Annotated in this window: 20 protein-coding genes; 4 read left to right on the top strand and 16 right to left on the bottom strand. The window is 61.0% G+C overall.

The features are described 5' to 3' along the window. Positions 1 to 55 precede the first annotated feature (55 nt). A complete protein-coding gene (locus tag QZ511_RS06825) occupies positions 56 to 523 on the bottom strand; it encodes a hypothetical protein (protein ID WP_295800897.1) in 468 nt (155 codons plus the stop codon). A 132-nt stretch (positions 524 to 655) separates the two neighbouring features. Between QZ511_RS06825 and QZ511_RS06820 the strand changes: the two genes are divergently transcribed. The 3 genes from QZ511_RS06820 to QZ511_RS06810 all read left to right on the top strand — a co-directional run bounded on the left by QZ511_RS06820 (position 656) and on the right by QZ511_RS06810 (position 3,668). Continuing rightward, a complete protein-coding gene (locus tag QZ511_RS06820) occupies positions 656 to 2,104 on the top strand; it encodes a YjgN family protein (protein ID WP_295800894.1) in 1,449 nt (482 codons plus the stop codon). Then, the gene (locus QZ511_RS06815; protein WP_295800891.1) at positions 2,101 to 3,201 is read left to right on the top strand and encodes a M48 family metallopeptidase; all 1,101 of its coding nucleotides are present in this window, start codon (positions 2,101 to 2,103) and stop codon (positions 3,199 to 3,201) included. The genes QZ511_RS06820 and QZ511_RS06815 overlap by 4 nt, the downstream gene beginning before the upstream one ends. A 77-nt stretch (positions 3,202 to 3,278) precedes the next feature. Next, the gene (locus QZ511_RS06810; RefSeq protein ID WP_295800889.1) at positions 3,279 to 3,668 is read left to right on the top strand and encodes a DUF2237 domain-containing protein; all 390 of its coding nucleotides are present in this window, start codon (positions 3,279 to 3,281) and stop codon (positions 3,666 to 3,668) included. A 280-nt stretch (positions 3,669 to 3,948) separates the two neighbouring features. Here the strand turns inward: QZ511_RS06810 and QZ511_RS06805 are convergent, their stop codons facing one another. The 15 genes from QZ511_RS06805 to QZ511_RS06735 form a co-directional block, all read right to left on the bottom strand. Continuing rightward, positions 3,949 to 4,758 carry a LuxR C-terminal-related transcriptional regulator gene (locus tag QZ511_RS06805; RefSeq protein ID WP_295800887.1) on the bottom strand — a complete coding sequence of 270 codons (810 nt, stop codon included), beginning with the start codon at positions 4,756 to 4,758 and terminating at the stop codon, positions 3,949 to 3,951. An 82-nt stretch (positions 4,759 to 4,840) separates the two neighbouring features. Then, positions 4,841 to 5,638 (bottom strand): LuxR C-terminal-related transcriptional regulator, encoded by a 798-nt coding sequence (locus QZ511_RS06800; protein ID WP_295800884.1) that lies wholly within the window; start codon positions 5,636 to 5,638, stop codon positions 4,841 to 4,843. A gap of 234 nt (positions 5,639 to 5,872) precedes the next feature. Beyond that, a complete protein-coding gene (locus QZ511_RS06795) occupies positions 5,873 to 6,886 on the bottom strand; it encodes an AgmX/PglI C-terminal domain-containing protein (protein ID WP_295800882.1) in 1,014 nt (337 codons plus the stop codon). A gap of 14 nt (positions 6,887 to 6,900) precedes the next feature. Continuing rightward, a complete protein-coding gene (locus QZ511_RS06790) occupies positions 6,901 to 7,422 on the bottom strand; it encodes a biopolymer transporter ExbD (protein WP_295800878.1) in 522 nt (173 codons plus the stop codon). Position 7,423: 1 nt separating this feature from the next. Further along, the gene (locus tag QZ511_RS06785; protein WP_295800877.1) at positions 7,424 to 7,942 is read right to left on the bottom strand and encodes a biopolymer transporter ExbD; all 519 of its coding nucleotides are present in this window, start codon (positions 7,940 to 7,942) and stop codon (positions 7,424 to 7,426) included. Positions 7,943 to 7,996: 54 nt separating this feature from the next. Continuing rightward, a complete protein-coding gene (locus QZ511_RS06780; protein ID WP_295800874.1) occupies positions 7,997 to 8,683 on the bottom strand; it encodes a MotA/TolQ/ExbB proton channel family protein in 687 nt (228 codons plus the stop codon). A 262-nt stretch (positions 8,684 to 8,945) separates the two neighbouring features. Continuing rightward, positions 8,946 to 9,218 carry a hypothetical protein gene (locus QZ511_RS06775; protein WP_295800871.1) on the bottom strand — a complete coding sequence of 91 codons (273 nt, stop codon included), beginning with the start codon at positions 9,216 to 9,218 and terminating at the stop codon, positions 8,946 to 8,948. Positions 9,219 to 9,221: 3 nt separating this feature from the next. Then, positions 9,222 to 9,866: a tetratricopeptide repeat protein gene (locus QZ511_RS06770; protein WP_295800869.1), complete on the bottom strand. Its 645-nt coding sequence runs from the start codon at positions 9,864 to 9,866 to the stop codon at positions 9,222 to 9,224. After that, positions 9,853 to 12,756, bottom strand: coding sequence for a tetratricopeptide repeat protein (locus QZ511_RS06765; RefSeq protein WP_295800867.1), 2,904 nt, complete (start codon positions 12,754 to 12,756; stop codon positions 9,853 to 9,855). The genes QZ511_RS06770 and QZ511_RS06765 overlap by 14 nt, the downstream gene beginning before the upstream one ends. Then, a complete protein-coding gene (locus tag QZ511_RS06760) occupies positions 12,749 to 14,794 on the bottom strand; it encodes a hypothetical protein (RefSeq protein WP_295800864.1) in 2,046 nt (681 codons plus the stop codon). The genes QZ511_RS06765 and QZ511_RS06760 overlap by 8 nt, the downstream gene beginning before the upstream one ends. Beyond that, positions 14,766 to 15,296: an AraC family transcriptional regulator gene (locus QZ511_RS06755; RefSeq protein ID WP_295800862.1), complete on the bottom strand. Its 531-nt coding sequence runs from the start codon at positions 15,294 to 15,296 to the stop codon at positions 14,766 to 14,768. Before QZ511_RS06755 ends, QZ511_RS06760 begins: the two co-directional genes overlap by 29 nt. Positions 15,297 to 15,395: 99 nt before the next feature. Beyond that, positions 15,396 to 16,403: an FAD:protein FMN transferase gene (locus tag QZ511_RS06750; RefSeq protein ID WP_295800860.1), complete on the bottom strand. Its 1,008-nt coding sequence runs from the start codon at positions 16,401 to 16,403 to the stop codon at positions 15,396 to 15,398. A 27-nt stretch (positions 16,404 to 16,430) separates the two neighbouring features. Next, positions 16,431 to 18,002, bottom strand: coding sequence for a general secretion pathway protein GspF (locus QZ511_RS06745; RefSeq protein ID WP_295800858.1), 1,572 nt, complete (start codon positions 18,000 to 18,002; stop codon positions 16,431 to 16,433). 24 nt (positions 18,003 to 18,026) lie between these two features. Continuing rightward, positions 18,027 to 20,513, bottom strand: coding sequence for a LamG domain-containing protein (locus tag QZ511_RS06740; RefSeq protein WP_295800856.1), 2,487 nt, complete (start codon positions 20,511 to 20,513; stop codon positions 18,027 to 18,029). Positions 20,514 to 20,874: 361 nt separating this feature from the next. Beyond that, positions 20,875 to 22,095 carry a hypothetical protein gene (locus QZ511_RS06735; protein ID WP_295800853.1) on the bottom strand — a complete coding sequence of 407 codons (1,221 nt, stop codon included), beginning with the start codon at positions 22,093 to 22,095 and terminating at the stop codon, positions 20,875 to 20,877. Positions 22,096 to 22,336: 241 nt separating this feature from the next. Between QZ511_RS06735 and QZ511_RS06730 the strand changes: the two genes are divergently transcribed. After that, positions 22,337 to 25,027 carry a hypothetical protein gene (locus QZ511_RS06730; protein ID WP_295800850.1) on the top strand — a complete coding sequence of 897 codons (2,691 nt, stop codon included), beginning with the start codon at positions 22,337 to 22,339 and terminating at the stop codon, positions 25,025 to 25,027. The last annotated feature ends 26 nt before the right edge of the window (positions 25,028 to 25,053 follow it).

The raw sequence follows: 25,053 nt of genomic DNA, 5'->3' as shown, positions 1-25,053 counted from the left end.
CCCGCCGGTAGTAACCGGCGGGGTGCACCAGGAGTTGTTTGGAGTTATTGCAGGATCAGGAAAATGCCGGCGGGGCGCGCCCAGGTGGAGTGAAATAGGTGGGCCGGATACGCAAGTGTCGCGGTGCGGCGGTGCCGAGGCTGGAGCGGAGACCCCGGGTTTCCGGGAAAGCGGGTTCACCGGCCACACTGCCGGTGGCTGCGGCGGCAAAGGCACAGGTACTGTCGGCAAAATGCTTGGCGGTGGCCGGGTCGTGATCGTGGCCGGCGCCGTGTGTACCCTGGTGGTCCTGGTGATGACCGTCGTGATGGCTACCGGGCTGGACTTCGTGTACCGGGGATGCCTGCAGGCTGTTCAGTAGCTGCGCCGCGCGACTGTCGCCGTGACACAGCTGGTAGGGGCCGCCGGTGGACAGGGGAGCGGGCATAAAACCGGCGGGCACCAGGCCGCGGACTGCCAGGAAGCAGACCAGCAGTGCCCAGAGGCAGTGATTCAGGCCATTCCGGTATCGCCGAAGGTGCATGGTTTCCCTGTGGTTGTCTGGCGCTTTTCCTGGTGGGGTTGCTCGTAAAATGAACAATATGTGTCCCCGTGGGAATGTGGCATCATGGTGGCGCCAAAATGATAAAAGTGATTATCGACCAAGGAATGTCCAGTGAACAATAAATACAATGTAAAAATCAGCGGTAACGCCTTTGGGGGGAAGAGCCGTGAGGAAGCGGTGGCCGCACTGGCCCGCTACGCGGGAATCGGCCAGGAGCGCGCGGAAGCCATGTTCGCCCGTGCCCCCGCTATCGTTAAGCGGGATGTTCCCCGCGACCTGGCCCTGAGCTACCAGAAAAAACTGCGGGACCTGGGGATCGATGCAATCGTCGCGCCGGCGACTGCCGAGGCTGCCACAGAGGCTGCGGCCAGCGGCAAGCCAGCGGCCACCAGCGAGCCGGTGGAGAGCGCAGCAATGGCAAGCGCGCAAAAGCAGGCGGCTTCCGGCGCCCGGGAAACCGCTACAGCGGGTGCCGCGGCGGATGCTGCCGCGCGTACACAATCCGCAGCGCCGCAGCAGGCCGCGCCCGCGGGTGCCGGGCAGCCCCCACTGGGCGGCGGATCCGGGGCGGACAAGCCGGCCGGCAAGCGCCACGTGGGTTTTGTGTTTACCGGTGAGGGCTACGAGTACTTCAAGATCTGGATCGTGAACATCCTGCTCACCATCGTTACCCTGGGTATCTATGCCCCCTGGGCGAAGGTACGCAACGCGCAGTACTTCTACGGCAACACCAGCCTGGATGGTGCCAGCTTTGCCTTTACCGCAGACCCGGTAAAAATGCTGATCGGTCGCCTGATCGCCGTGGGCCTGCTGATCGTGTTTATGCTGTTGCAGAATTTCTACCCGCTCGTCGCAGTGGCGCTGAGTCTGAGTTTTGTATTCATCTTCCCCTGGGTCATCAATCGCACCTTCGCGTTTTACGCGCGCAACAGTACTTACCGCAATATCCGTTTCCGCTTTGTTGGTAAATACGGCAATGCGCTGATCACCTATATCGGCTGGCCGCTGCTGGCTGGTTTGAGCCTGGGCCTGCTGATTCCGTTTTCCCTGTACAAGCAGAAGCAGTACGTGGTGGAAAACCACCGCTACGGTAACCAGAGCTTTTCCTTCCGCGCCAAGGTGGGGGATTTTTACGGGCTGTGTCTTATTGCCTTTGCCGTCACCGTACTGGGTGTAATTGCCGGTGGGCTGCTTGCTTATTTGACGCCAATCCCCAGTACTGTTGGCGTGCTCCTGGGATACGGGCTCGGCGTGCTCTATTTTGTCACCAACATCAATAATGTGGTGTTCAATAACCTGAGCCTGTCTTCCCACGACTTCAAGGCCAAGTACGAAATGAAAGGGTTCGGCTGGTTGATGGTGAGCAACCTCCTGTTCACTGTGCTGACCCTCGGGCTGTTCATCCCCTGGGCCAAGGTACGCCTCGCCCGCTATGCGGCAGAACATATCGCAGTGGATGTTGCCCAGGATCTGGACAAGTTCGCGGCGATCAGCCAGCCGGATGAATCCGCCTTCGGTGAAGAATTCGGTGATGTATTTGATATGGAAGTCGGGTTTTGAGCCAGGCTATTACCATTTCCGGTAAATGGGAGGACGGCGCCAGCAGCGCCGCGCTCCCGGCGCAGTTGCACCTGCTCGACGAGCGGGTGTACCTGATTGCGGGTGAAGTGGAACAGCTCAACCTGCCCCTGAGCGCGGTACACCTTTCACCCCGCATCGGGCGCACCCCGCGCTATGTCACCTTTGACGGCTTTGCCGGGCAGCTGGAAAGCAGCGATCACGAAAACCTGCAGCAACTCGACGGCCTGGTGGGCGGCAAGGTGTCCGGCCTGATCGACCGCCTGGAGCAGCACCTGCTGATGGTGGTGATGGCGACGGTGGTGGTTGCCGGGATTATTGCCGGCTATTTCTTCTGGGGATTGCCCGCCGGCAGCAAGGCACTGGCCTACCAGCTGCCGGACAATATCCTGGACCGTTCGTCGAGGGAGACCCTGTCATTACTCGAAGAGTATTCCCTGCACGAAACCGCCCTCAGCGAGGATCGCCAGCAGGTGATTCGTGAAGACATTCAGGCCGCGGTGCCGGAGTACCCCATCGACAAGCTGCGTTTTTACGGCGGTGGCGATATGGGCGCGAATGCTTTCGCGCTGCCGGATGGCACCATTATTTTTACCGATGAAATCGTCGAGTTGATGGCGAATTCCGACGAGGTTATCGCCGTCTTTGGTCACGAACTGGCGCACGTCAAAAATCGCCACTCCCTGCGCCAGGTCATCCAGGGTTCCGCCCTCAGCCTGACCTTTGCCATGATCAGTGGCGATGTATCCGCGCTGGGTGACCTGCTGATCACCGCGCCGGTAATATTTACCCAGTTGTCCTATTCGCGCGGGTTCGAGCTTGAATCCGATGCTTACGCGGTGGAACTGCTGCGGGAACAGGAGCGCCCCGCTGCAGCCCTCGGGGCTATCCTGACCAAGCTGCACCACAGCCATGAACTGAAGCTGTGTGACGGTAACCTCCACTGCGATGAGGGCGACGAGCCGGATTCGGAGACAGGTGTCGAAGAAGAAGATGCGCGCGGCTGGCAGGATTACCTGAGCACCCATCCGCACCTGCAGGAGCGTATTGCACTGACCAGGGAAACGGAAAACGGTTGAGGCCGCAGAGCGGCCGAGAATTTCTCACAAGCAATGCTGGATATCGCACTCAAGGATCAGATAAAGGGAGATGGATCATGGCGATGGCACTGGAAATGAACGAATCCGTCAATGTATTCGATGACCCGCTACTGGAATGCAGTGCCGACCCGCTCACGGGTTTTTTCCGCGACGGCTGCTGCAACACCAACGAACAGGATCTGGGATCTCACACCGTGTGTGTGGAGGTAACGGAAGATTTTCTGAAATTTTCCCGGGCACAGGGCAATGACCTGACCACGCCGGTGGAGGAGTTTGGTTTTCCCGGTCTGCATGCGGGAGATCGCTGGTGCCTGTGTGCGGCGCGCTGGCTGGAAGCGCAGCAGGCGGATATGGCACCGCGGGTCTACCTGCAGCGGACACACAAACGCGCGCTGGAAATCGTTCCCCTGGCGCTGCTGCGCCAGTATGCCGTGGACCTGAACTGAGACAGGTGTGGGGAGCGGAAAAAACAAAAAGGCCCTGTGGCAAGCCTTCCTGGCCTACCCAGAGCCAGCCTTGCGGCTGAACCAACTCACAGGATGATCGTCTGTTGGTGAGCGCAGCTTCCCTGCAATTCCCCGGCCCCTGTGAGATGGTCGGGGAAAGTGCTCAGGGGTTAGCTTGCGCTTACTTCACCGCGGCAGCAATAGCCATTTGGGGCCTATTTGCCGCCGAGCGTGACTGGATTCGTATTCAGGGTTTGCAACCCCAGCCCGTGCTTGTTCTTCAGATCAGTCCCTCGCCAATGCACCTGGAAACCAGCTGGCCGGTGGTTTTGCAGCCCGCCCTTTTGAGAATGTTCTTGCGGTGATTTTTTACCGTGTTCTCGGCAATGCCCAGCTCCGCGGCGATCTCTGCACTGGTGAGACCACTGGCCAGCAGCCGGACGACCTCCATCTCGCGGGGACTGAAAATGGACGGTTGGCTCACTACCGGTTCGCCGTCGTTCAGCACATCCACCTTGAGGTAGCTTTCGCCCCCGAGTAAATGCAGCAGGGACAGCTTGTAATTGTTTTCTGCGGTGAGGTGGGTGATATCCGTGTGAATACCAAGCGCTCTGGCTACCCCGTCATTTTCGTCGGTGGCGAGAATCACGCACTGGTGATTGAACAGCCGGTAACCCTGGTCGGCGGTTTTCAGGCGGAAGCAGTAGGAGATTTTATATTGCCTGACCTGCTGCATACCGATGCGGTGCAGCAAACGTATGGCTGTCTCTTCTGCCGCGGCGACAAACGCAAGGTCATCCGGATGTACGCAATTGATAATGTCCTGGATGGTGCTGTTGTCGGGATCCAGTCCCAGCAGTGATCTGACCGATGGGCTCAGGTACATCGGTTTGTGCACATTGTGGAAATCCAGCACGTAATAGTAGGACGGGCCACTGCTGAAGACAGAGGCAACTGCCTGGTCGATCTCTGCCTGGCTGAGTCCAGAGCCTTTTCCCGGCGCCACATCATTACTGGCGAAAAAGCTGGGAACTTTCTGCCAGGCGCGGTGGATCAAGTTTTTATCCGGATCAAGGTTGCGCGGCGACATCGTTTACTCGGGTTTCCAACTGACGGTATTTTCGTGCGGCCCGACCTGAGCAATTACAGGTCGCGGGAGCCTTTGGGTAAAGCTATATCAGCTCCTCTACCAGATTGCTGCCCAGTAACTGGTTCATATTCTGGCAGCCCGCCTTTTTCAGGATGCGCTTGCGGTGGTTTTTGATGGTGTATTCCGACAATGCCAGCTCGTTGGCGATCTGTGCACTGGTCAGGCCCGCGGCCACCAGGCGGATGATGCTGATTTCCCGCTGTGTAAACAGCTTTTGCGTCGGTGCGGCGCCGGCGTCCGGCATGTTTACTTCCAGGTTGAAATAGGAAGGTTCCCCTTCCATACCGATCATGGAAATACAGCGATTGTTTTCCGAGGTGAGGTGGGAAATATCCGTGTGGATATTGAGGGCCTTGCCGATCCTGCCCTGTGCATCGGTGGTGAGCACCACGGCCTGATGGTTGAAGAGCCGGTAGCTGCCATCCGCCATGCGGAAACGGAAGCAGTAGGACATCTTGTACTTTTTGATTTTGTCGATGCCGATCACATCGCGAAACATCTCCACCGCAGTTTCCTCGGCGGCGGCGACGAACGGCATATCATCGGGGTGTATCTGGTCGAGAATCTGCTGGAAGGTCGCGTCCTGTGCGCTGAACCCGTGGATGGGTTCCACCAGGTCACTGATATACAGCAGATTGAGATCCGCGAGGTCGAACACGTAGTAGTAATAGGGTCCGTTGCAGAATACGGAAGCCACCAGTTGATCGAGTCGATACTGGCTGAGTTCCGTCTGCTCCTCGGCAAACAGCTCGCTGCGTTCCTCCCAGACCTGTTTCAGTAACTCGGTCTTGGGCTTGCGCTCGTGTACTTTCCCCGGCATTGCCGCGGATCCCCCAAATAACAGTTATCAGCGCGCACCTGTGGAAATCAATAATGTGATGCGCGTCACGTTTTTATTGGGACTTTTTTACCAAATAGAGCGTGATTGGCGCAACAAATATTTGTGATTCCGCCAATTTAGATCAAAAAATGTCACAATTGAATAAAAAGACAGGATGAGGGCGCGCACACCCGCTCGGGTGGGCACCGGCAAAGGCCGGTACCCGGCGCGGGCTCAGGAAGGCAGGAAGTCGATGGAGTAGTTGAGGGTGGACTTCTCCACGTTGGCGGCACCGAAATTGATCAGGCGGATGCGCGCCAGCAGTTTGCGCTCGAGATCCGAATCCTCAAGTTCACTGCTGACCAGGGTCACCGCGGAAATGGCGCCGTTGGGCTCGATAACCAGCTTTACGGTCACCTTGCCCGCCAGGGTCGGGTCCCGGCGCAGTGCGCGGTTGTAGATCGCAAAGATTGCGCCCTTGTTGGCCTCCATGATCTGGCGGATGGATTCTTCACCACGGGAGCCCCGCTCGCGGCGGGCCTGCTTGCCGCTGGACTTGGCTGCCGCGGTCGCTTCCGCAACTTCCACCCGGGTGGTCTCACGACCGGAAAGTGCAGAACCCCCGGTGTCGCGGCTCAACTTGCCGGTATTGATGCCACCGCTGGCCACCTTCGACCTGTCGCTGATCATCGAGCGGTCGACCTTCTGCGCGCTGTCGACGCCGCTGGCCAGGTTCGCGCTTGCCACTTCCGACACATCGAGGCTGTCGCGCATGTCCATCAGGTCATCCTGCAACTGCATCAGACCGGAATTGGCCGCCTTTTCCCGCGCCTTGGCCACCTCCGCCTGGGGTGCCTTCTCGCTCAGGGGCCGAGGCTTGACGGTTTTGATGGGCTCCGGCTTCTCCACCGGCTTGGGTTTTTCCACCGGCCTGGGCTTTTCCTTTTTGACCTCCTGCGGCTTTTTCTTTTCCGCCGGCTTGGGTTTTTCCACCGGTTTGGGCAGCTCTTTTTTCTCCAGGATCACCCGCGCCAGCTGCGGCGGCAATTGCTCCGCCTGCTCGCGGGTCAGTTCCGCTGCCGGAATAAAGGTAAACAGCGCACCCACCACCGCAAAGGCGGCAAAACCCACCTTGAGAAACCTGGCGAAGCGCTGGTCCTCTTCTTCGGTAGAAGCCCAGGGTAGCGAGGAGTTGTAGTAGTGCCAGGGCATCATCACCCCGCCACCCACGTTGGTTACTCGATTCATGGCCACCCTCCCACTCAGTGACCGGCAGCCGGCGCTGCAGGATCCTGCGGCGCGGTCTGGCTGACTGCGAGATCGATATCCCGGTAATCCGCCGCGGCACAGGTATTCATGATCTGCTTCAGCAGTGCGTAGGGGACTTCCTCGTCACCGAGAATCGTGATTGGCCGGCCGCTGCTTTTCTGCACCTCCGTCAGCGGCTCCGCGCGGCTGGCGAGGTATTCGAGCTCGTCCCGCAGAGCCTTGATCTGTTCCTCATCCGCGGAGATATCACCCACCCGCGCGATCATCCGGTTGCCCACCAGCAGTTGATCCCCGTTGACCCGTACCACGGTAGTGGTTTCCGGCTTTTGGGTGGAAGTGGACTCCGGAAGTTTGATGGTCTTGTCAGACTGCAGCACTTCCACATCGGAAGAGTTCACCAGCAGGAAGAAAACCAGGATGGTGAAAATATCCATCAGCGAAACCAGATTCAGCTTGGTCTGCTTGTGTCTGCGCTGCTTGCGTCCTTTCAGCTTGCCGCCGATCGTCGCTTTCATATCAGTTGCCTGCTACCTGTTCTGCCTGGGCGGGCGCATCGCCGAGGGAAATCTGCGGAAACAGTTCCGCATCCACCACCGATGCCGCCACCACCGCACGAAACGAGCGCGCGGTATCCATGGCGGTGACCAGTGTGCGATAGGGCGTACCGGGCTCGGAGAGAATTACCAGGTCTTTCTTGTCGATATCCTTGTCCCGCAGGGTGCGCTTTATTTCCTGCAATACATCGGACACCAGTTTGAAATCCGGCTTGCCGTCCCGATTGGAAACACGCTTGACACGCACTCCCGCCGGATAATTGATGTCGATGTAGTCGGCGCGCAGCACCATTTCAAGCTGCTTGTTCTCGGACTGCTGCTGGGTGTACGGATCACTGAGCCCGGGCAGGTTCAGGTTGAGCACGGAAATATGGGAAAACACCATATTCAGCAGCAATACCGGTACCAGCACCGTCATCAGGCTCATAAACGAGGTGATGTCGAGGTCCGGGTCTGTTTCCAGCCTGCGTCGGATAGCCATGGCTCTCTCTTAATTCGGATTAATCTTCGATTTCCAGTTTCTGTCCGCTAGCGATCAGGCCGTCGCGCCCGCTTTAGCCGCCGGGCGCGCAGTGGCCTCGGCCTTCTGGCCGCGGGTCAAGGTGAGCAGGTTGAGAAACTTCACCCCGGCCATTTCCAGGCTGTCGATAATCTCGTTGGTCTTGTTCTGCAGCATGGAGTAAGCCAGCAGCAGCGGGATCGCAGAGATCAGGCCGAAGGCGGTGGTGTTCATCGCCACGGAAATACTGGAAGACAGCATCGAGGCTTTTTCCGACGGATCCGCATTCGCCACCGCGGTAAACGCGGCAATCAGGCCGATAATGGTACCGAGCAGGCCCAGCAGGGTGGCGATATTGGCCAGTGTCGCGAGATAGTTGGTGCGCTTTTCCAGTCGCGGCACGGCTTCGAGAATGCTCTCTTCGATGGCCATGGCAATGTTCTCGTCCTTGCGCGCGTGCTGTGCGGTGGCAATACCGGCAGCCACAAGCTTGCCCATGGGCGCCTGTTCACCCTGGGAGAACTTGAGGGCGGCGGTAAAGTTGCGCTGCTGCATCATCGGCAGAATCTGCCCGTAGGCGCGGCGGTTGGCCATCTTGGCGCGGGACAGGAACACCCAGCGCTCGATCACCAGCACGATGCCGATAACCAGTACCAGTGCAATGGGATACATAAACGGGCCGCCATTCTGGAAGAAACGCAGCAGTGTATTGAAAAACTCCATGGTCAAATCTCCGGGACGTAAAGATTTATTACTTGTAATAACTTGTTGATATCAGCTTCTTACGAAGCGCTAAATTTCAAAGTGAAGGCGCTGATGCCGGGTGAACATTTGCGAGACCTTCCGCGAGAGGGACCTCGCGGAAGAGCCCCCAGGGATGGGTTTACGGCGTGTCTCGCAAATGTTCACCCGGCAGCGGCGCCGCCACCGGGCCTGCTTCGAGGCCTCTCCCCGTGAGCTCTCGAAGCTGGATTGGTGGCGCTAATTAATTATCTTTTTCCGGTTGCAGCAGCTTTATCTCCCGCTGCAGCTCGGAATATTCCTGGTGTTCGAACGTATGACTGATTGCGTTGGGCAAGGTACTTTCAATTCGCTCCAGGCTGTTGGCCTGTTTCCACGGAATGATATACAGAACCTTGGGCTGCTCCTGGCTGCCGATAATGGTGGACTCCAGATTGATGACCTCGCCATCGTCCTCCTGTGCAAAGACAGCATTGGTGGCGACGGAAACCACTAAAAGCATCAGTAGCTTTTTCATTACCTACATCCTCCGTTCCAGGTCCACGATCCAGCCCGCCAGTACCCGGTCCTCTTCAGTCTGCAAAGCCTGTGCCGCGCGGTAGTGTTGCAACGCCTGTTCCGGCTCGTGCAGGTAGAGATCGAACAGAATTCCCAGGTTGCGATGGGCCGCGACAAAATCCGGCCAGCGTTGCAGTGCGTTTTCGTAAGCCCCCTGCGCTTCCTCGAAACGCCCCTGGTCCCGCAGCAGAACCCCCAGGGTATTCCAGGCAAAAACATTGTCCTCGTTGGCCGCCACTGCCTGCTGCAGGCTGGACTCCGCCTGTTCCGCTTTCTCCAGTTTCAGCTGTACCTTGGCCAGGTTCAGCCAGGCACCGGAAAGCTGCGGCCACTGCTCGACAACCTGCAATAGCTCTGCTTCCGCGGCCGCAAACTGCTGTTGCTGGAACAGGTTTCGAGCATTCGCCAGCGCCTTCTGTGCCGCCGCCGGCACACTGCCGGGCTGCACCAGATATGGATTCGGCACGGGAATATGCTGGCCGTTTTCATCCAGGTTACCGGTAGTCTCGGGTGCCGGCGGATTGCCCGCGCAGCCCGCGAACAGTAGTGATACCAGGGCAACGACCGTCGCGCCGGATTTCAATGATCGGATATCAGTAAGCCTCATCGCTCCACTCTACAGTCGATTCCGGTTTGCGGTAGCGGGCCGGCAACAGTTTTTCCAGCGAGGAAAAGCTGTTCTTCACCCACTCGTCGTAAATGCCGCTGGCGGTGCGCTGGACATTGGCCTCGTGCAGTTCGATGGCCTTTTCCTCAAACGGATAGGCCTGTTCCTCCAGCAGGATATCGTACTGCTCAAGCTCCAGCGGACTCAGACCCGGCGGGCGCTGGGAATCCATCAGATCGCGGCTCAACTGGCGATAGACCTCTGCGAGGCGGAAGTTGGCAACCGTGGTGAATTCGGCAATGCCCAGGTCCAGTACCTTGCGATAGTCCGCCACCGTGGTTTCCATTGCCTGCTTCTTGTTTTTCAGGCTCTGCTTCAACGGCAGGGTCAGGGAGAGTCCGGCGAAACGCGCATAACTCTGGTCCGCCAGCTCGCTCTGGGCAAACGCCGCCAGATAGCGGCCGCGGGGCTCGGAGACCTTGTTGCTGGCCAGGTCCCGCAGCCAGCGGTTGCGCTCGCCGCTATTGCCGGCTTCGCCATAAAGCGTCACCAACTGATGCCGGGCCTCCAGGTTCTCAAGTGCCGGTTGCTGCCACTGTCGCGCGTATTCCCGGTAGGTGTCGATGGCTCGGTCGCGTTTGCCCGCTTCGCGGAACTGTTCCGCGGCCAGGAACAGGGAATTGCGCCGCACCTCCGGATCCCCGTCCGTCTTCGCCAGTACCAGCAATTCCGATGCGGCCTCGGCCGGCAGGTCCATGGCCTGGTAAATCAGCACCGCCTTGGCCGCCAGCGACGGCGTCAGTGGATGCTGCGGGTAGAACTTGCGGAAATCCAGCAGTTCGGTGTGGGCGTGTTGCCAGCGCTGCAGACGCAGCAACTGGTTGATCGCGTCGTATTGCGCGGTCGCGGCAATTTCCGAGCGGCCGCTGGCGCGCACCCGCAGTAACAGCGCGATGGCCTCCTCCGTTGGCGCCACATAGTCGAGGCTGTCCGGCGTCACTTCCACCTGCTGCAGGATGGCCTCCGCCTGCTTGTAGATGGAGGACTGCAGGCGGTCGCGAATTTCCAGGTATTCCGGATCATTGCTCGCCATGCCGCCCAGCAGTTGCCCGTACGCCCGTTCCGCCGCGGCGAAATTATCCGTTTCAAAATGGCTGTGCCCCAGCAGCAACAGGATGGTGCGCTGCTGCTTGGCATCCGGTGGTGGTTGCCAGGCCGCGGCCTTCTCCGCCGCGGCAATGGTCTCCGCGTGGCGATACTGCTCGAACAGGTTGTTGGCCGCATCCAGCTGCACCGCGAGGGCGCGCGGGTCCCGGGGCCAGGACTCGGCAAACTTGAGGCTGGTTTCGATCTTGCGATCGAGCCACAGGGTGGCCAGTTCCGGGTTTTTCTCCCGCTGCTGCATCGCTGCGGCCATCAGGATGGCGGCGTAGCCGGCCTCAGAAACCTGGTGGAGATTGCCCCGGGCATCCGCGGGGTAGCCCCAGGCCGCCTTACTGTAGGCATCAAAGGCGCGGGCGTATTGCCCTGCCTCGTTCAGGCACTCCGCCATCAGGAAGGTGAGTTCGGGATTCTTCCCATCCTCGGGGAATGTCAGGGTAAATTCGCTGTAAAGCTCGGCGGCGGCGAGGAATGCCGCGCGGGATTCGCGCTGTGCCTGTGCCGCAGCCCGGGCCTTGCTCTGCGGGTTTTCCGCCTCTATTGCCAGGGCCTGGGCGCGGGCGTGGTCAAAGCGCGCCAGCTCTTCCAGCCAGGGCTTCAACTGGATCTTAAGCAGGCCCCGCTGCTTGCCGTCTGCGTTCTGCCAGTACTGGCTGTGCACGCCGTAGCGGGTGACGAATTCGCGCTTGGCCGGTATCACCTCGCTGGGGAAATTGCCCTGCTGCAGGATTTCCACCGCGCGCACGTGCATGTGCGGCGCCTCGACGCTCTGCGGGTAGCGCGCGACATAGGTCAGGAAGGTCTCTGCACCGTCGCGATAGCGCTCGCTCTCCGCGTACCAGTCACCCAGTGCGTGGTACAGCAGGTGGTGATAGGAGCGCGGGCCTGTTTGCGGGCTGAAGGATTCGATTACCTCGGCACCGCCGAGATAGTTGAATCCCAGTGCCAGCACGCGCAGGGTGTCGTTGGCGAGTCGCCGCTCGCCTTTCTGCAGTTGACCCAGCAGGCGCGGTTGCGCTTCGCTTTCCGCCAGCAGGTCATCCAGCAGGATCAGGAAGGATTCGCTGGCGCTTTTGTAGCGGGCGTCCTTGAACTGGCTCCAGCCGAGCATATAGCGCGCGTTGCGGGCGAAGGGGGTGTCGCCCTGGGCGAGGACCGCGGCAAAGTCCCGCTCCGCCGCCCGGTATTTTTTCTGGCTGAAGGACACTTCGCCGCGCCGGAACAGCGCTTCCGCGATAAACGGTGAGTCCGGTGCGCTGTCGACTATGTTTTCCAGCGCAGCGAGGGAGCCGGAAGTATTACCGTCGAGGGCGCGGGCGCGGGCCAGGCGGTAGAACAGGTAGTCGTCGCCCGGTGCGCTTTGCAGCAGGGCTTCGTAGCGTCGCACCGCTTCGCCATAGGCTACCGCCACTTCCGGGTGGTCCGCCTGCTGCTGTTCCAGGCGCTCCATTTCCAGGTCCGCCAGGCGCAGTTGTATCTGCCGGCGGGTTTCGGGATCGCGGTTGGCCGCCAGCGCATTTTCGTAGCTGCCGATCAGTGCCGGCAGGTCGATGGCCGGCAACTGGATATCCGGTTCCGGCGGCAGCGCGGCACTCGGCAGGTCGGCGAGGGTGGTGCCGGGATCGAAGGTGCTGGCGCAACCACCGGCAATGGCGGCACTGCAGGAAAGCGCGAGTGCGATCAGGTTTTTACGCCGGAACGGGATGAGCGGGAAGCGACTGTCAGACATCGGGGTCGCCCTCTGCTGCGGGGTCTGTGCGCCGGGCTTGCGGGGTAGCTGGGGTCACCGGGGTAGCGGGTGCCACCGGCGCCTGCATGCCGGCATCCTGGATGCGGGCAATGGCCAGGCGGGTGTGGGCCATATACTGTTCGACCCGGTTGCGGGCGTCCGCCAGGGCCGTTTGCATATCACTGCGGATCTGCGCCTCGAGAGTGGCACTGGCGCGTTCGATGGCGTCCACTTGCTGTGCCACGCGGGAGCCGCTGTCCGCGACTCTGTCGGCCAGCAGGTTCAGCTGTGGCGCGGTGGCGGCAATGCGCTCGACGCTGCGCCGGGTCTCGCTGGCCTGTGCAATCTGTTGTTCCAGCGCGGCAATGGCCTTGTGTTTCTGCCACAGCCGCTCGTGGTATTTTTCCGAACCTTGCCAGATCAGCAGGCCGCGCGCCCGCGCCAGTGTTTGCTGCTGGTAGTCCCTGGTCTTGCCGGCGCGCTTCAGTGTTTCGTAGCGGCGCTCGGCGTCGCGCACCATCTGCAGTAACTCGGCGGATTCACCATCGAGCATTGCCAGGCCATCGCGGCCTGCTTCAATCTGTGCCAGTGACGCCTGCAGCCTGCGCAGTTGCTCCCCGGCAATTTCCACCTGCTGGTCGTACTGCGCATTCCGGTAGCGCTGCACGATGCCACTGCGGCGCTGCTCGCGCTCGCCAATCAGGTTGTCGAATTCCGGCAGGCGCGCCTGCCAGCGGGTGAGTACCCCCGCTAGTTGCTGCAGGTCGCGCAGCTCTGCGAGCTGCAATTGCAGGCGGTCGCTCTGCATCATCTGCAGCAGGTAGCGGCGGTTGATGCGAATCAGCGCCGGGATGCGGGCATCCTCCAGCCAACCGTTGCGCTGCAGGTTGGCGGAATCCTCCATGCCGATTTCCGCAAACTGCAGCTGGGATGCGGCACCGTACAGGTTTTTCAGGTCTGCAAGCGCCTGCGCGTACTGCTGCTCCGCGTGCTGATAGGCCTGCAGAGCCAGTTTTGGTCGCGCCAGCTGTTCATAGCTGTAGGGCAGTGCCAGCAGGGCTTCCTGCACCTGGGGCGACAGCGGGTTTTTCTCGATCAGGTAACCCAGGGCGTCCACCGCCTGCTGGTGGGCACCGCTGTTGACCGCGGCCCAGCCCAGCCCCAGCAAGGCATCGTCGGACCAGGGGGTATTGAGGCGCACCCTGCGGAACTCGTCTGCTGCACCGGAATAATTGCCGTTCAGTGCCAGCGCATAACCGGCGCCGATGCGCGCCTTGTCGCGCAGAATGCGCAGTTCCTCACTCGCATGCGGGTCCCGTTCCACCAGCGCCGCGGCCCTGCGGTATTCCGCCGCCGCCTCCGGCAACTGATTCTGACGCGCCAGCGCAGCGGCGAGGTTGATATGCCCGAGTGTGCGCTTGGCCGGCGGCAGGTCCGCCATGCTCAGCAATTGATGCGCCTGCTGCAGGTCGCCGCCGCGGATCGCCAGGTTGAGGGTCAGGCTGGACTGGTGCAGGGCCCCGGATTTTTCCAGCTGGAGCGCGGCGGTATCCCAGTTCTCGTGGCGGTAGTTCAGTTCCGCCAGCTTCAGCCAGGCAATTTCCCGGTAGCGGCTGAGGCGCTGTTGATCGTCACCGCTGGTGGTTTTTGCCAGTTGCTGTTCGAACAGGCCGGCGGCCTGCCGCTCGAGGCCAAAGGCGAGGCTGATGCCGCCGCGAATCAGGTCCGCATTGTCCGCGTGGTGGCTGATGCCGCCGCGCTGTTCGGCCACCATCAGGGTGCTCAGGGCATCGAAGGTATCGCCCTGAAAATAGTAGTACAGGGCTGCGCCGTAACGCATATCCTGGGCCTGCTGGAATTTCTGACCGGGGCCGGGCGTTTCTGTTGGCGCAGATTCTGTGACTGCAGCCTGTTGCGCGCACAGGGGCGCGGCCATGGCGAGCAGGGCAACAGCCAGTGACAGCGGGGATTTTTTCAGGTGGTGGCGCAACTGCATGATGGTGGCGGGCTCAGGGTGCGGGCCATTCGACCACCACAAACTCCGGCTGCTGCTTGCCTGCGGAGTCCGAGATACGCAGTTCAACCACTGCGGGTTCGTCGGTTTTATTCAGTTCCAGGGTGGCGGCGCGGGTGAACTCGCGTTTTTCCGGACCGAAGCCGGTAAAGAAGGCGGTGATGGTGTGTTCGCCGGACTTCAGGTTGCCGCGGAACAGTGGCTGGATACCGCCGCGTATCAGCGCGCTCTTCTGGTGTTCGGTATACAGGTGGCTTTCCACCAGCTTGTTGTCGATATGCAGTTTCACCGTGTCCAGGTCGAAAAAATGACCCACATCCATCGACAGGTAGACGGCGACCTGGCTCTGGGCGGGAAACAGCAGGTCTTCCTCCAGTACCAGCAGGTCCCGGTTCAGTTTCAGTACTTCGCGCTTCAGGTCTTCCAGGTCGCCAGCGGGGAAATCACGGGTTTGGGCAAAAACAGGGCCGGCTGCGAATGCGGTCAGCAGGGCCAGGTGGGAGCAAAGGCGACGCAGGGAATACATGGTAAAGCCTGAAATGTGATTAATCTGATTAACTTTTGACTGCTTCGATTATGTCAGGGTGCCGCAATTTGGGTGTGATCCAGTTGGCATCCGTACCGACTACTGTTGTAAACCGCTGCTGAAAAACATCCGGTGATTGGCATCGATGACGATGGCTTCAAACCCGGCCAGCCTTTCGATCAGTGCCAGTCCCTTGCGCTTGCCGAGCACGAACACGCTGGTGGAGAGCGGGTCGGTGTCAAAGCCTTCAGGACCGATAATGCTGACGCTGATCAGTTTGTCGCTGTCGCTGGCATCGCCGCTGCTGTCGGTTTCCGCGGGGCGCCCGGTGGCCGGGTTGAAGATATGGTGCACCCGGTGCTGGTCGTCATTGATAAAAAAGCGCTCGTAATCGCCGGAGGTGGAAATTGCGGTGTTTTCCAGCGGGATTGCCGCGGCATTCCTGCTCTTGTCACGCGGGTGGCGAATACCGACCAGCCAGGGTTTGCCGCGCTTGTCACCCAGCAGCCGCGCGTCACCGCCGGCGCTCACACTGGCATTGTGTACGCCGTAACGTTTCAGGATGGCGACAGCCCGGTCCACCGCATACCCCTTGGCGATACCGCCCAGGTCAATTTTGGTGCGGGGGTCGCTGAACGCGAGTGTGCGCGCTTTCTTGTTCAGGTTGATGTGGCGGTAGTTCACCGCGGGCAACAGTGCGTCGGTGGTTTTGCGATCCGCCTGCTGGCCCTTGCGAAAATCGTACAGGCTGCCCACAGTCGCGAACGTAATATCGAAGGCGCCCCCGGTTTTTTTGCTGTACCACAGGGATTTATCGATGATTTCCGCCAGCTCTGCGGAAATCTGCAGGCCGCTGCCCTCCCCGGCAATGCGGTTCACCCTGGAAAGTTCGCTGCGTTCTTTGTACGGCGATAGCTGGTTGTCGATACGGCGGAACTCGTCCATTACTGCGCGGTTTATCTCGTCCGCCCGGCTGTCGTCGTCGACCCAGAACTGCAGGTGTACCTCGGTCCCCATGATCGCCTGTTTGTCGTAGTGCCAGTCTGCAACGGCCTGACCTGCAAATAACAGGCCGGCGAGCAGGGAGAAAAATCTTGTGGGGTACATCGCTTTGGTTCTGTGTCGGTTTACGGGTTATCTGATGGGGGAGAAGGCGGTGAGGCTGTCCATCAGGCTGGCATTGCCGAGACCGTGATTGGGAAACAGGCTGGCAAAGCTGCCCTGCTCACCGTGCAGCGCCATATAGTTCAGCACTACCGTCTGCACCAGCTGGTTCACGTTGTTGGCCGCGGGGCTGCCTGCGGTTTCCACATCGCCGGAAGGGCGCATGTAGCCCAGCTGCTGGTGGCGCGCCTGCTCGTCGGCGCTGCCCCCCAGCAGTTGCGGGCGGCCGGCCGGGTTGTACACCAGGAAGAAAGAGGCCGCGGTTTGCTGGTTGTCCCCGGTCCACACGCCCTTGCCGCGGCCCTCGATGGAGTCGTCTACCATGCCATTGCTGAACACCGAGCCGTCGCTGAATACATAGATCATCAGCGGCTGGCCCACGCGTGCGGCGTACTCCAGGCAGGCGCCAATACAGCGGCCCGCGCGCAGGTCGCGCATTTCGCCGGTGGCGCGGTCGCCGGTGTGGTAGTCATATCCGCCCATGGTGACGGTGCCGGCACCGGCGTAGCCGTTGATCACCAGCTTCATGGTGGAGGCGGTTTTCTGGAATTCGCGATCACCGAAAAATTCACTGGAGGTGAAGATGCCACCGGGGCCGACGATGTCCGGGTCCAGCGCCGGATCCAGTGCACTGGGGTCGCCGAAGCGGTCGGCGAGGTCGGCGCTCTTCATGTAACCGCACTTCACCAGGTCCTTAATCACCGCGTCGTTGCTGACCCGGGTATTGACCTTACCGAGCTTGGCATTGGAAATCCGGTACATGGATTCCATGACCGCGACGGTGTCGTCCTGGCTCAGCAGGCCCACCAGGTCGCCCACGTCCACCAGGCCGGTAACGTCGCTGGGGCGATCGATTTTTGTCGGCCGCACTTCCGGGTTGATCAGGTCCATGGGGGCCATGGAGTTGCCGCCGGATTCGCTGGTCTGCGAGCCGATAAGCGCGAGCAGCGAACCATTGGCGCCGGCGCGATTGATGCCATACATCGGATTGTGCGGGTTGTTGCCGGTGTCGTTTTCGGAGCGTGCGGGAATCACCGCGCCGTTGGTGGCACCGGCGGTACCTGCGGCAACTTTTTCCAGAATGCCGCGCAGCATGCCGCTGTCGCTGTGGAACGCGAGGCCGAGGTCGCTGTTGATAAAGCTGTTGCCGGCGGTGTCCGTGACCGAGGGTACCATGTCGCCGGGCAGGCCCTGTTTGCTGTAGCCGGCGGTACTGAGAAAGTCGAGCTGGCCACCCTGCTTGCCCACCAGCACATTGGAGCCGGCAATGTTGGCGCCGCCGGCGAGGTCAAAACAGATAAACGGGATCTTGCCGGCACCGTTGGCGCTGACGCCGCAGGTTGCGCGCATCGCTTCCAGGTCGGAAGACAGCGCGGCATGGGCCATGCGCGGGTTGGCGAACAGGCTGAATACCGAGCCGCCCAGCACCGTGGCCATACCGGCGCGAAAACCCTGCCCGAGAAAATCCCTGCGGCTCACCGGGCGGTGGTGGTCCGGGTGACGCAGCGGCTGGTCCAGTTCGAAATGTTTTTTCTTACGCATAATTTTTCCGGAGCGTCACTAAAATCAGTGAATCAAAATCATCGCACTGCCCATCGCCGCCGCGCAGGTCGCCTTGACGGTGGTGGGGGTGCGGTCCGCGCTGCAGCCAGAGCTGCAGGCGGTCATGGTGTCGATCAGTCCGTTCAGTTCCGCGCGCACTGCACTTTCATCCGGCGCACTCGCCAGCTGTGCGGTGTGCCCGCCAACCGCCGCGGGCCAGGTGATCGGGCGTCCCAGCAGGTTTTCCAGTAGCGGGTCGATGATCTGCGCGCGTTTGGCATCGCTGTCGAAGGCACTGGCTGCGTTCGCGGAAAAATCGAATCCCGGGAAGTAAGCAGCGCGCGCACTGGCATCGTCTACCAGGGTGCTGCAGTACTTCACCGCCAGCTGGGTAATGCCCATCTGCTGTGCGGCGAGGAAGCCGCGCACATCGGCCTCCACCGGCAGTTGCTGTTTCACCTTTTCCCAGGTTTCCATCACTGCCGGGTTGGTACTGGAAATTCCGGTTGCGGCGGAAAGCGCGGCGTGGATCTGTTCGAAGCGGCGGATACCGATACGCGGTTGCGGGGTCAGGTCCGCGGGTGCCGCCGGCGCCGCCGGGGTGGCTTCCACACGCGCAAATTCTTCGCTGCCGAGGCGCTCGAAAGTGAGGAAGAACTCGTCCCCGGTGGGGCCTTTTTCCAGGGAAATGATGGTGCCAAGTGGTGACAGCTGCTGGCCGCTTTCGGGATCATACTCGCTGGCGGTCACCGTGGTGTTGAGGTTGGCCCAGGCCTGGCCTACGGTTGCCTCGCGGCCGTTGATGCCGATGCGCATGCCCTGAATGGCGATGCCGTCGGGGGTGACGCCGTCTTCCAGGGTGATGAACTTGGGTTCGCTGAACAGGTAACCGTGGTTGTCGTACTGCTGTACCTCGAACATCACGTAACCCTGGGGCACGCCGGTCTGCTCTTCCACCTTGAACAGCAGCAGGAATTTCTCACCCACACCGGCCTCGTAATTGGTGAGGATATCCTCCTCGGAAAGCGCGCGGGAGTGGATCGCCAGCAGGCGCACGGAACCCTGCCACTGGTGATCGCCGGACAATTCACTGCCGAGCACCAGTGCGAAGGTGTCATCCCAGGTAGATAGCAGGCCGGGGTCCGACGGGTCGGCGTCACCGGTAAATTCGCCGTTGACGTACAGGCGGCGGCCATTGATCGGATCAAAAGTCGCGACCACATGCTGCAGGGTGGCCTGCGCGCGCTCCGCCATATCCTCGGTAATCAGTGCCGGCATGCCATCGGCGTCGGTACCGTTTCCAGAGGCCGCGTCGTTGCGGTTCTGGAAGGTGTAGTTGTACATCGCCTGGCCGAGGGTGAAGTTGCGGATATCGTTGCCACCGGAATAGCTCGCGATGCGCGCCGGGCCATCCTGCACCACATTGGCCGGTGCCACCCAGGCTTCGATGGTGTACTCACCGGTGCCACTCAGGACGTCGAACAGTTTCTTGCTGGTGGCGGTGGCGCCCTGGGCGCGCCCGCCGTTCAACTGGATACCCCAGGACCCCAGCCACTCGACGTCGCCGGACAGGGTCAGGTCGATGGCGGGGTTCACCCCGGAGGTATCGAACGCGGTGGTGCCGGAGCCGGTCTTGAATTCATACAGCGCAATCGCGTTGTTCTCGATGCGGCCGCCGCCGCTGGCGACCACGCCATCGGTGAGGAACAGCGCCTTGCTGATTACCCAGCTGGGATCCACTTCCGTCACCGAAATACCATCGGCAAAACTCTTAATCGCCGCCGCCATGGTATCGGCGTTGCTGGCGCAGTCGCTCCAACAGTTGTGGAACTCGTCACCGAGGCGCACCACAAAACGGGATTTTTCCGGGTTGCCCAGATCCAGCCGAGCCTTGGCGGCTTCGTAGGCTTTGTCGATATCGCTGCTGGCAAAATACGGTTGCTGTGCGGTTGCCGCATCTTCGCTGTGACAGCTGGAGCAATACTCGTCCAACAGCGGATAAACCGTGGTGGCAAAACTGCCACTGCTTGCGGGGAAGTTTTTACTGGCGCCGACGGTGCGTTCGGGCGGTGGCGTGAGGTTGATGGTGCTCACCACGCTGCCGGCGGCCTGGGCCCACTCTTCGATGTAATTGGTGATGATTTCCGCACAGGCGTCGGCGCTGGAGAGCCAGCAGTTGTGGCCGCTGGCTACTTTGGTGACAAAGCGGGATTCTGCCGGGTCGCTGAGGTTGACCAGTTCGCGGCCTTCGCCGTGGGCGAGGTTGATGTCGTCACCGCGCACAAAGCGCGGACTCTGGTTGCCTTCGATATGGCAGCTACCACAGCGATTTTCCGCGGCGAGGTTGTCCCAGATATAGCGCTTGTAATTCTGTACGTCTTCGCTTTCCGGGGCGGGGCCGGAGTAACTGGTATCGCCGGAATCGGGATTGGTATTCGGCAGGGATTCGGTCGACTGGCCACTGCCGCCACTGCAGGCGACCAGTATTGCAGAGCCAACTACAGTGCCCAAAAGTACTGCCTTACGAAGCTCAAACTTTAATGCGAAGGTACTGATGCCGGTAACGGTGTGCAGGACTTTCGAAAACAGGGATGTTTTCGAAAAGCCCCCATGGATGGGTTCACGGCGTGTCCTGCACACCGTTACCGGCAGCGGTGCCGCCTCCGGACTTTCCACGGAGCTCCGTGGGAACAGAGTGGCGGGCCTGCTACCAGTGACAGCTCCCGAGACACGCCGTGAACCCATCCCTGGGGGCTCTTCCGCGAGGTCCCTCTCGCGGAAGGTCTCGGGAGCTGTCACTGGTATCAGGCCCTTAGCTTCGAGTGCAGGGATTTTTTTGAACGTTGCATGTGCGGATTTGTATTTCATCGCTTTATTCCCCCGCACAGTAAACTGCAGCATCCGCATAAACCTGCTTCAGCTTGTAGCCATTACTGGTGAAACTGTCGGTGATACTTTCCACCTGGTTGCGGTCACTGCTGTCTTCCGGGGAGCGCAGGCACACCTGCTCGAATACCTTGGTGACCTGGCACTGGGCAAAGGCGCGGCTGTTGGCCAGTTCGCGGCCCAGGGACTTGGCGCCGTTGCCGCTGCCGGGCAAATCGTCGCTCCAGCCCAGATACATATTCGGTCCCTCGCGCCAGTAGTTGTCCCACTTGTCATCCGGAGTTACATAACCGTAGGGGAAGGTGGTGCTGTTGATATGGTATTTGGCTTCCACGCGGGTACCGGTGGCCGGGTCGGTCTCGCCGGTACCGTTGTAATTCAGCTGGCCGTTCTCGCCATTGGGGTCATTGTCGGCGTCGTACTCAAAATCGTAATAGGCAAAGGCCTGGGCCATGGGATCCATGCCGCTGTGGCAGCCGATGCAGTTGTTCTGGAACACCCGGCTGTCGCCACCGGGACTGCGGCTTACGTCCTGGCGAATGCGATCCGGAGTGCGGGAGGTGTCGTGCACCTGCTCCATATCCCGGCACAGGTGATTCTTCAGGGTAAAGCGGAACATGGCGCGGTTGGTGCCGGCAATAAAGAAAGACCTGGCGGCGCCGCGGGTGGTGATGATGCCGGCGGTGGCCTCGGCGGGCAGGCTGGTTACCGATGACTGGGGCTGGCGTTCCAGCACGTCCTGCAGCGGGTAGCCTTTATTTTCAAGTTCGAGGTAATGGTTGTTGTTGCCGTTGCTGTAGGCCGGCAGCCCCAGGCCGCTGGCGCCGGTATAAATGATGTCGCCGGAGAGTAGCTCGCGGAAGTCCACCTCGTCGCGCACCATGCCGACAAAGGTCGCGGTGTAATCATTCAGCGGTACAAAGTTGTCGCCGTCGCGGTTGGTCCAGGGGCTGGCGAGGTTTTTCAGGGTGACGTTGTAGAAGGCATCGTTGTCCATCGCCCGGTATGCCGCGGCGGAGGCGTTGCCATTGGCGATGTCCTCGGCCATGGCGGTGAGTACCGGCACCGTGGGTTTCACCCCGGTCAGGCGGCTGTGGATGCGGGCGGCCTGCTCTTCTGGCCCGGCAAATGCGGGATTGGCGAAACTGGTGCCAAGGCAGGCGGACGCCGCGAGCAGCAGGCGCGCAGCAGTCGATGTTTTTTTCATGAGCGTGGTCGCGTTATTACTGTGCGTAGTGACTGGCTATCGATACTAAAGAACGCTCGAAGATTAACCAGCGGCAAAAATTTAATTCGTGTGCTGGTTGGCAAAATCCGTGTGCGCGGCTTGAGCTTGTGGGGGGCAGTGGCGAGAATCGAGCGTTGACGATCTGCCACCAATCTGGGACGCAAGTCCAGATTTCGCGCCTGCAGCACGGTGAGCAGTTACTACGGAAGAGGAAATTCCCTTGAGCAGAATTTGTACGCCGGCGCGGCTGTCCGGCGGACTTGTGGCGTTGCTGTTATTGGCCGGGTGTTCCGGCGGCGGTGGTGGCAATTCCAGTCTCGGTGGCGGCGACCAGGCGGAAGATCCGGTGGTGGTCGACTACCCCGTGGCCTATGTGCGTCGCAGCCTGAACTTCGACGAAGATGGCACGCCTATGGCGGACAGCCTGTACTCCCCCTCGGCGTTCAATCCCGGTGCCATGCTGGTGCTCAGGGACCGCGCCACTGCCAGTGCTCCCGAACAGATACTGACCGAGGGGCTGTTTGTCAGTGATGAAGATGCCGGTATCGTTTTTGAAGGCGGCTATGACGTCAAGGACCTGACCGTGTCCGCCGACGGCAAGCTGATGGCCTTTGCCATGCGCGCCCCGGATATCGAGGGCCTGGATGACGACGAGCAGCCCAGCTGGAATATCTGGCTGTACGATTTTGATACCGCGGAACTGAAGCGCGCAATCCAGTCCGACCTGATCGCCGAAGAGGGCGACGATATTGCCCCGGCCTTTCTCCCCGACGGCCGCATCGTGTTCAGCTCCACCCGCCAGCGCCGTTCCCGCGCGCTGTTGCTGGACGACGGCAAGCCGCAGTTTTCTGCCCTCGCCGAAGACCTGCAGGAGCCGGCGTTCGTGCTGCACGTGATGGAAGCAGATGGCAGTGATATCCGCCAGATTTCCTACAACCAGAGTCACGACCTCTCGCCCACGGTGCTGTTTAACGGCCGCATCCTGTTCAACCGCTGGGACAATATGGGCGGGGTGGATCGCCTCAGCCTGTATACCGTAAAGCCCGATGGTACCGACCTGCAGTTCCACTACGGCTATCACAGCCAGCAGACCGGCAGCAGTGCCAGCGGTGAGCCGGTCGCCGCGGCCTTCGCCAAACCGCAGCAGATGCCGGACGGTCGTATCCTGGTCACCCTGCGCTCGCCGGAGGGCATCACCTATGGCGGCGACATGCTGCTGATCGATGCCGAGAATTTCACCGAAGCCTACAGCGAGCCGGAACAGCAGGGGGTACTGCAGGGGCAGGAATCCCTGTCGGTAGAAGAGGTAATCACCGACGGCGGGCTTTCTCCGCACGGCCTGTTCGCCAATGCCTGGGCGTTTCACGACGGCACCAGCCGCCTGCTGGTGAGCTGGAGCGAGTGCCGGGTGATCGACCCGCAAGAGGCGCTGCCGCGCCCCTGTACCGAAGACTGGCTGGCGACCCCGGACATCGTGCCGGCGGACCCGCTCTACGGTCTGTGGATTTACGATTACGCAGAGGGCACCCAGCGCCCCATCGTGCAGCCGGTGGAAGGCGAGATGATCAGCGAAGGAGTTACCGTTGACCCGCGCCCGGTGCCGGAATTTATCCCCGAGCCCATTCCCGGAGTGGATAGCGACCGCGAGCTGGTGCAGGCCGGCATGGCGGTGCTGGATATCCGCAGCGTGTACGACTTTGACGGCGAGCAGGCCGTGGATATTGCCGCGGTGGCGGATCCGATGCAGACCACCGCCGCCGAGCGCCCGGCGCGCTTCCTGCGGGTGGTAAAAGGTGTGGGCATCCCCGACCGCGACACCCTGGATTTCGACCGTGCCGCCTTCGGTCGCAACCGCGGCCAGCTGATGCGCGAGATCATCGGCTACACCCCGATCCAGCCGGACGGCTCGGTGCGGGTGAAGGTGCCGGCGGACATGCCGCTGGCGATTTCCGTGGTGGATGGCAACGGCCGACGTATCGTCGGCCGTCACAACAACTGGCTGCAGTTCCGCGCCGGCGAGGTGCGCCAGTGCCAGGGTTGCCACAGTCGTGACAGCGAAGTGCCCCACGGTCGCACCGAGAAAGAGCCGGAGGCCGCCTGGGCCGGCGCCCCCACCAGCGGTGCGCCGTTTGCCAATACCGAGCCGGCGCTGAATGCGGAAATGGGCGAGACCATGGCGCAACTGCTGGCGCGGATAGCCGGCGACGCGGAGCTGGAGGGGGACATTGCCTTCAGCGACCTGTGGACCGATCCGGCGCTGCGCGCCAAGGATCCCAGCAGTGAAACCCTGCTGAGCGAACTGGTAACGCCACAGCCCCTGAGTGTCGCCTGCCAGAGCGCCTGGGATATCAGTTGCCGCACGATTATCCACTACCCGGAGCATATCCAGCCGATCTGGGACCTGCCGCGGGAAATTACCGACAGCACCGGCGCGGTGCTGGAAGACCGCACCTGTTCCAGCTGCCACAGCAGCCGCGATGCCGTCGGCATGGCGCAGGTGCCGCCGGGGCAACTGGATCTGGCTGCCAACCAGTCGCCGGTCAATGCCAATTTCAGCACTTCCTATGTGGAACTGATTTTCGACAACCCCACCCAGGAACTCGCCGACGGTGCGGTGCAGAACGTGCTGGTGCAGGACACCGACGATCAGGGTAACCCCCTGTTCGAGACCGACGAGAACGGCGAGCTGATTCTGGACGCCGATGGCAACCCGATTCCTGTTATGGTTACCGTCGATATCGAGCGGATCATGAACACCGCCGGCGCCAATGCCAGCCGCTTCTTCCAGGTGTTCGCACCCGGTGGCGTGCACGCCGGTGAACTGTCCGCAGCGGAATTGCGTTTGATCTCCGAATGGCTGGACATCGGTGCGCAGTATTACAACAACCCTTTTGATGCACCGGTCAACTGACAGATGAACAGGCAGCCCGGAAACAG

The organism is uncultured Microbulbifer sp. (assembly GCF_913055755.1).
GTDB lineage: Bacteria > Pseudomonadota > Gammaproteobacteria > Pseudomonadales > Cellvibrionaceae > Microbulbifer.
This window is presented reverse-complemented; position numbering and strand designations above follow the sequence as displayed.

What these genes read in the sequence shown, in the direction of transcription:
- QZ511_RS06825 (WP_295800897.1), bottom strand. Translation starts at nt 523, where the DNA reads ATGCACCTTCGGCGATACCGGAATGGCCTGAATCACTGCCTCTGGGCA.
- QZ511_RS06810 (WP_295800889.1), top strand. Translation starts at nt 3,279, where the DNA reads ATGGCGATGGCACTGGAAATGAACGAATCCGTCAATGTATTCGATGAC.
- QZ511_RS06805 (WP_295800887.1), bottom strand. Translation starts at nt 4,758, where the DNA reads ATGTCGCCGCGCAACCTTGATCCGGATAAAAACTTGATCCACCGCGCC.
- QZ511_RS06800 (WP_295800884.1), bottom strand. Translation starts at nt 5,638, where the DNA reads ATGCCGGGGAAAGTACACGAGCGCAAGCCCAAGACCGAGTTACTGAAA.
- QZ511_RS06795 (WP_295800882.1), bottom strand. Translation starts at nt 6,886, where the DNA reads ATGAATCGAGTAACCAACGTGGGTGGCGGGGTGATGATGCCCTGGCAC.
- QZ511_RS06790 (WP_295800878.1), bottom strand. Translation starts at nt 7,422, where the DNA reads ATGAAAGCGACGATCGGCGGCAAGCTGAAAGGACGCAAGCAGCGCAGA.
- QZ511_RS06785 (WP_295800877.1), bottom strand. Translation starts at nt 7,942, where the DNA reads ATGGCTATCCGACGCAGGCTGGAAACAGACCCGGACCTCGACATCACC.
- QZ511_RS06780 (WP_295800874.1), bottom strand. Translation starts at nt 8,683, where the DNA reads ATGGAGTTTTTCAATACACTGCTGCGTTTCTTCCAGAATGGCGGCCCG.
- QZ511_RS06775 (WP_295800871.1), bottom strand. Translation starts at nt 9,218, where the DNA reads ATGAAAAAGCTACTGATGCTTTTAGTGGTTTCCGTCGCCACCAATGCT.
- QZ511_RS06770 (WP_295800869.1), bottom strand. Translation starts at nt 9,866, where the DNA reads ATGAGGCTTACTGATATCCGATCATTGAAATCCGGCGCGACGGTCGTT.
- QZ511_RS06765 (WP_295800867.1), bottom strand. Translation starts at nt 12,756, where the DNA reads ATGTCTGACAGTCGCTTCCCGCTCATCCCGTTCCGGCGTAAAAACCTG.
- QZ511_RS06755 (WP_295800862.1), bottom strand. Translation starts at nt 15,296, where the DNA reads ATGTATTCCCTGCGTCGCCTTTGCTCCCACCTGGCCCTGCTGACCGCA.
- QZ511_RS06750 (WP_295800860.1), bottom strand. Translation starts at nt 16,403, where the DNA reads ATGTACCCCACAAGATTTTTCTCCCTGCTCGCCGGCCTGTTATTTGCA.
- QZ511_RS06745 (WP_295800858.1), bottom strand. Translation starts at nt 18,002, where the DNA reads ATGCGTAAGAAAAAACATTTCGAACTGGACCAGCCGCTGCGTCACCCG.
- QZ511_RS06735 (WP_295800853.1), bottom strand. Translation starts at nt 22,095, where the DNA reads ATGAAAAAAACATCGACTGCTGCGCGCCTGCTGCTCGCGGCGTCCGCC.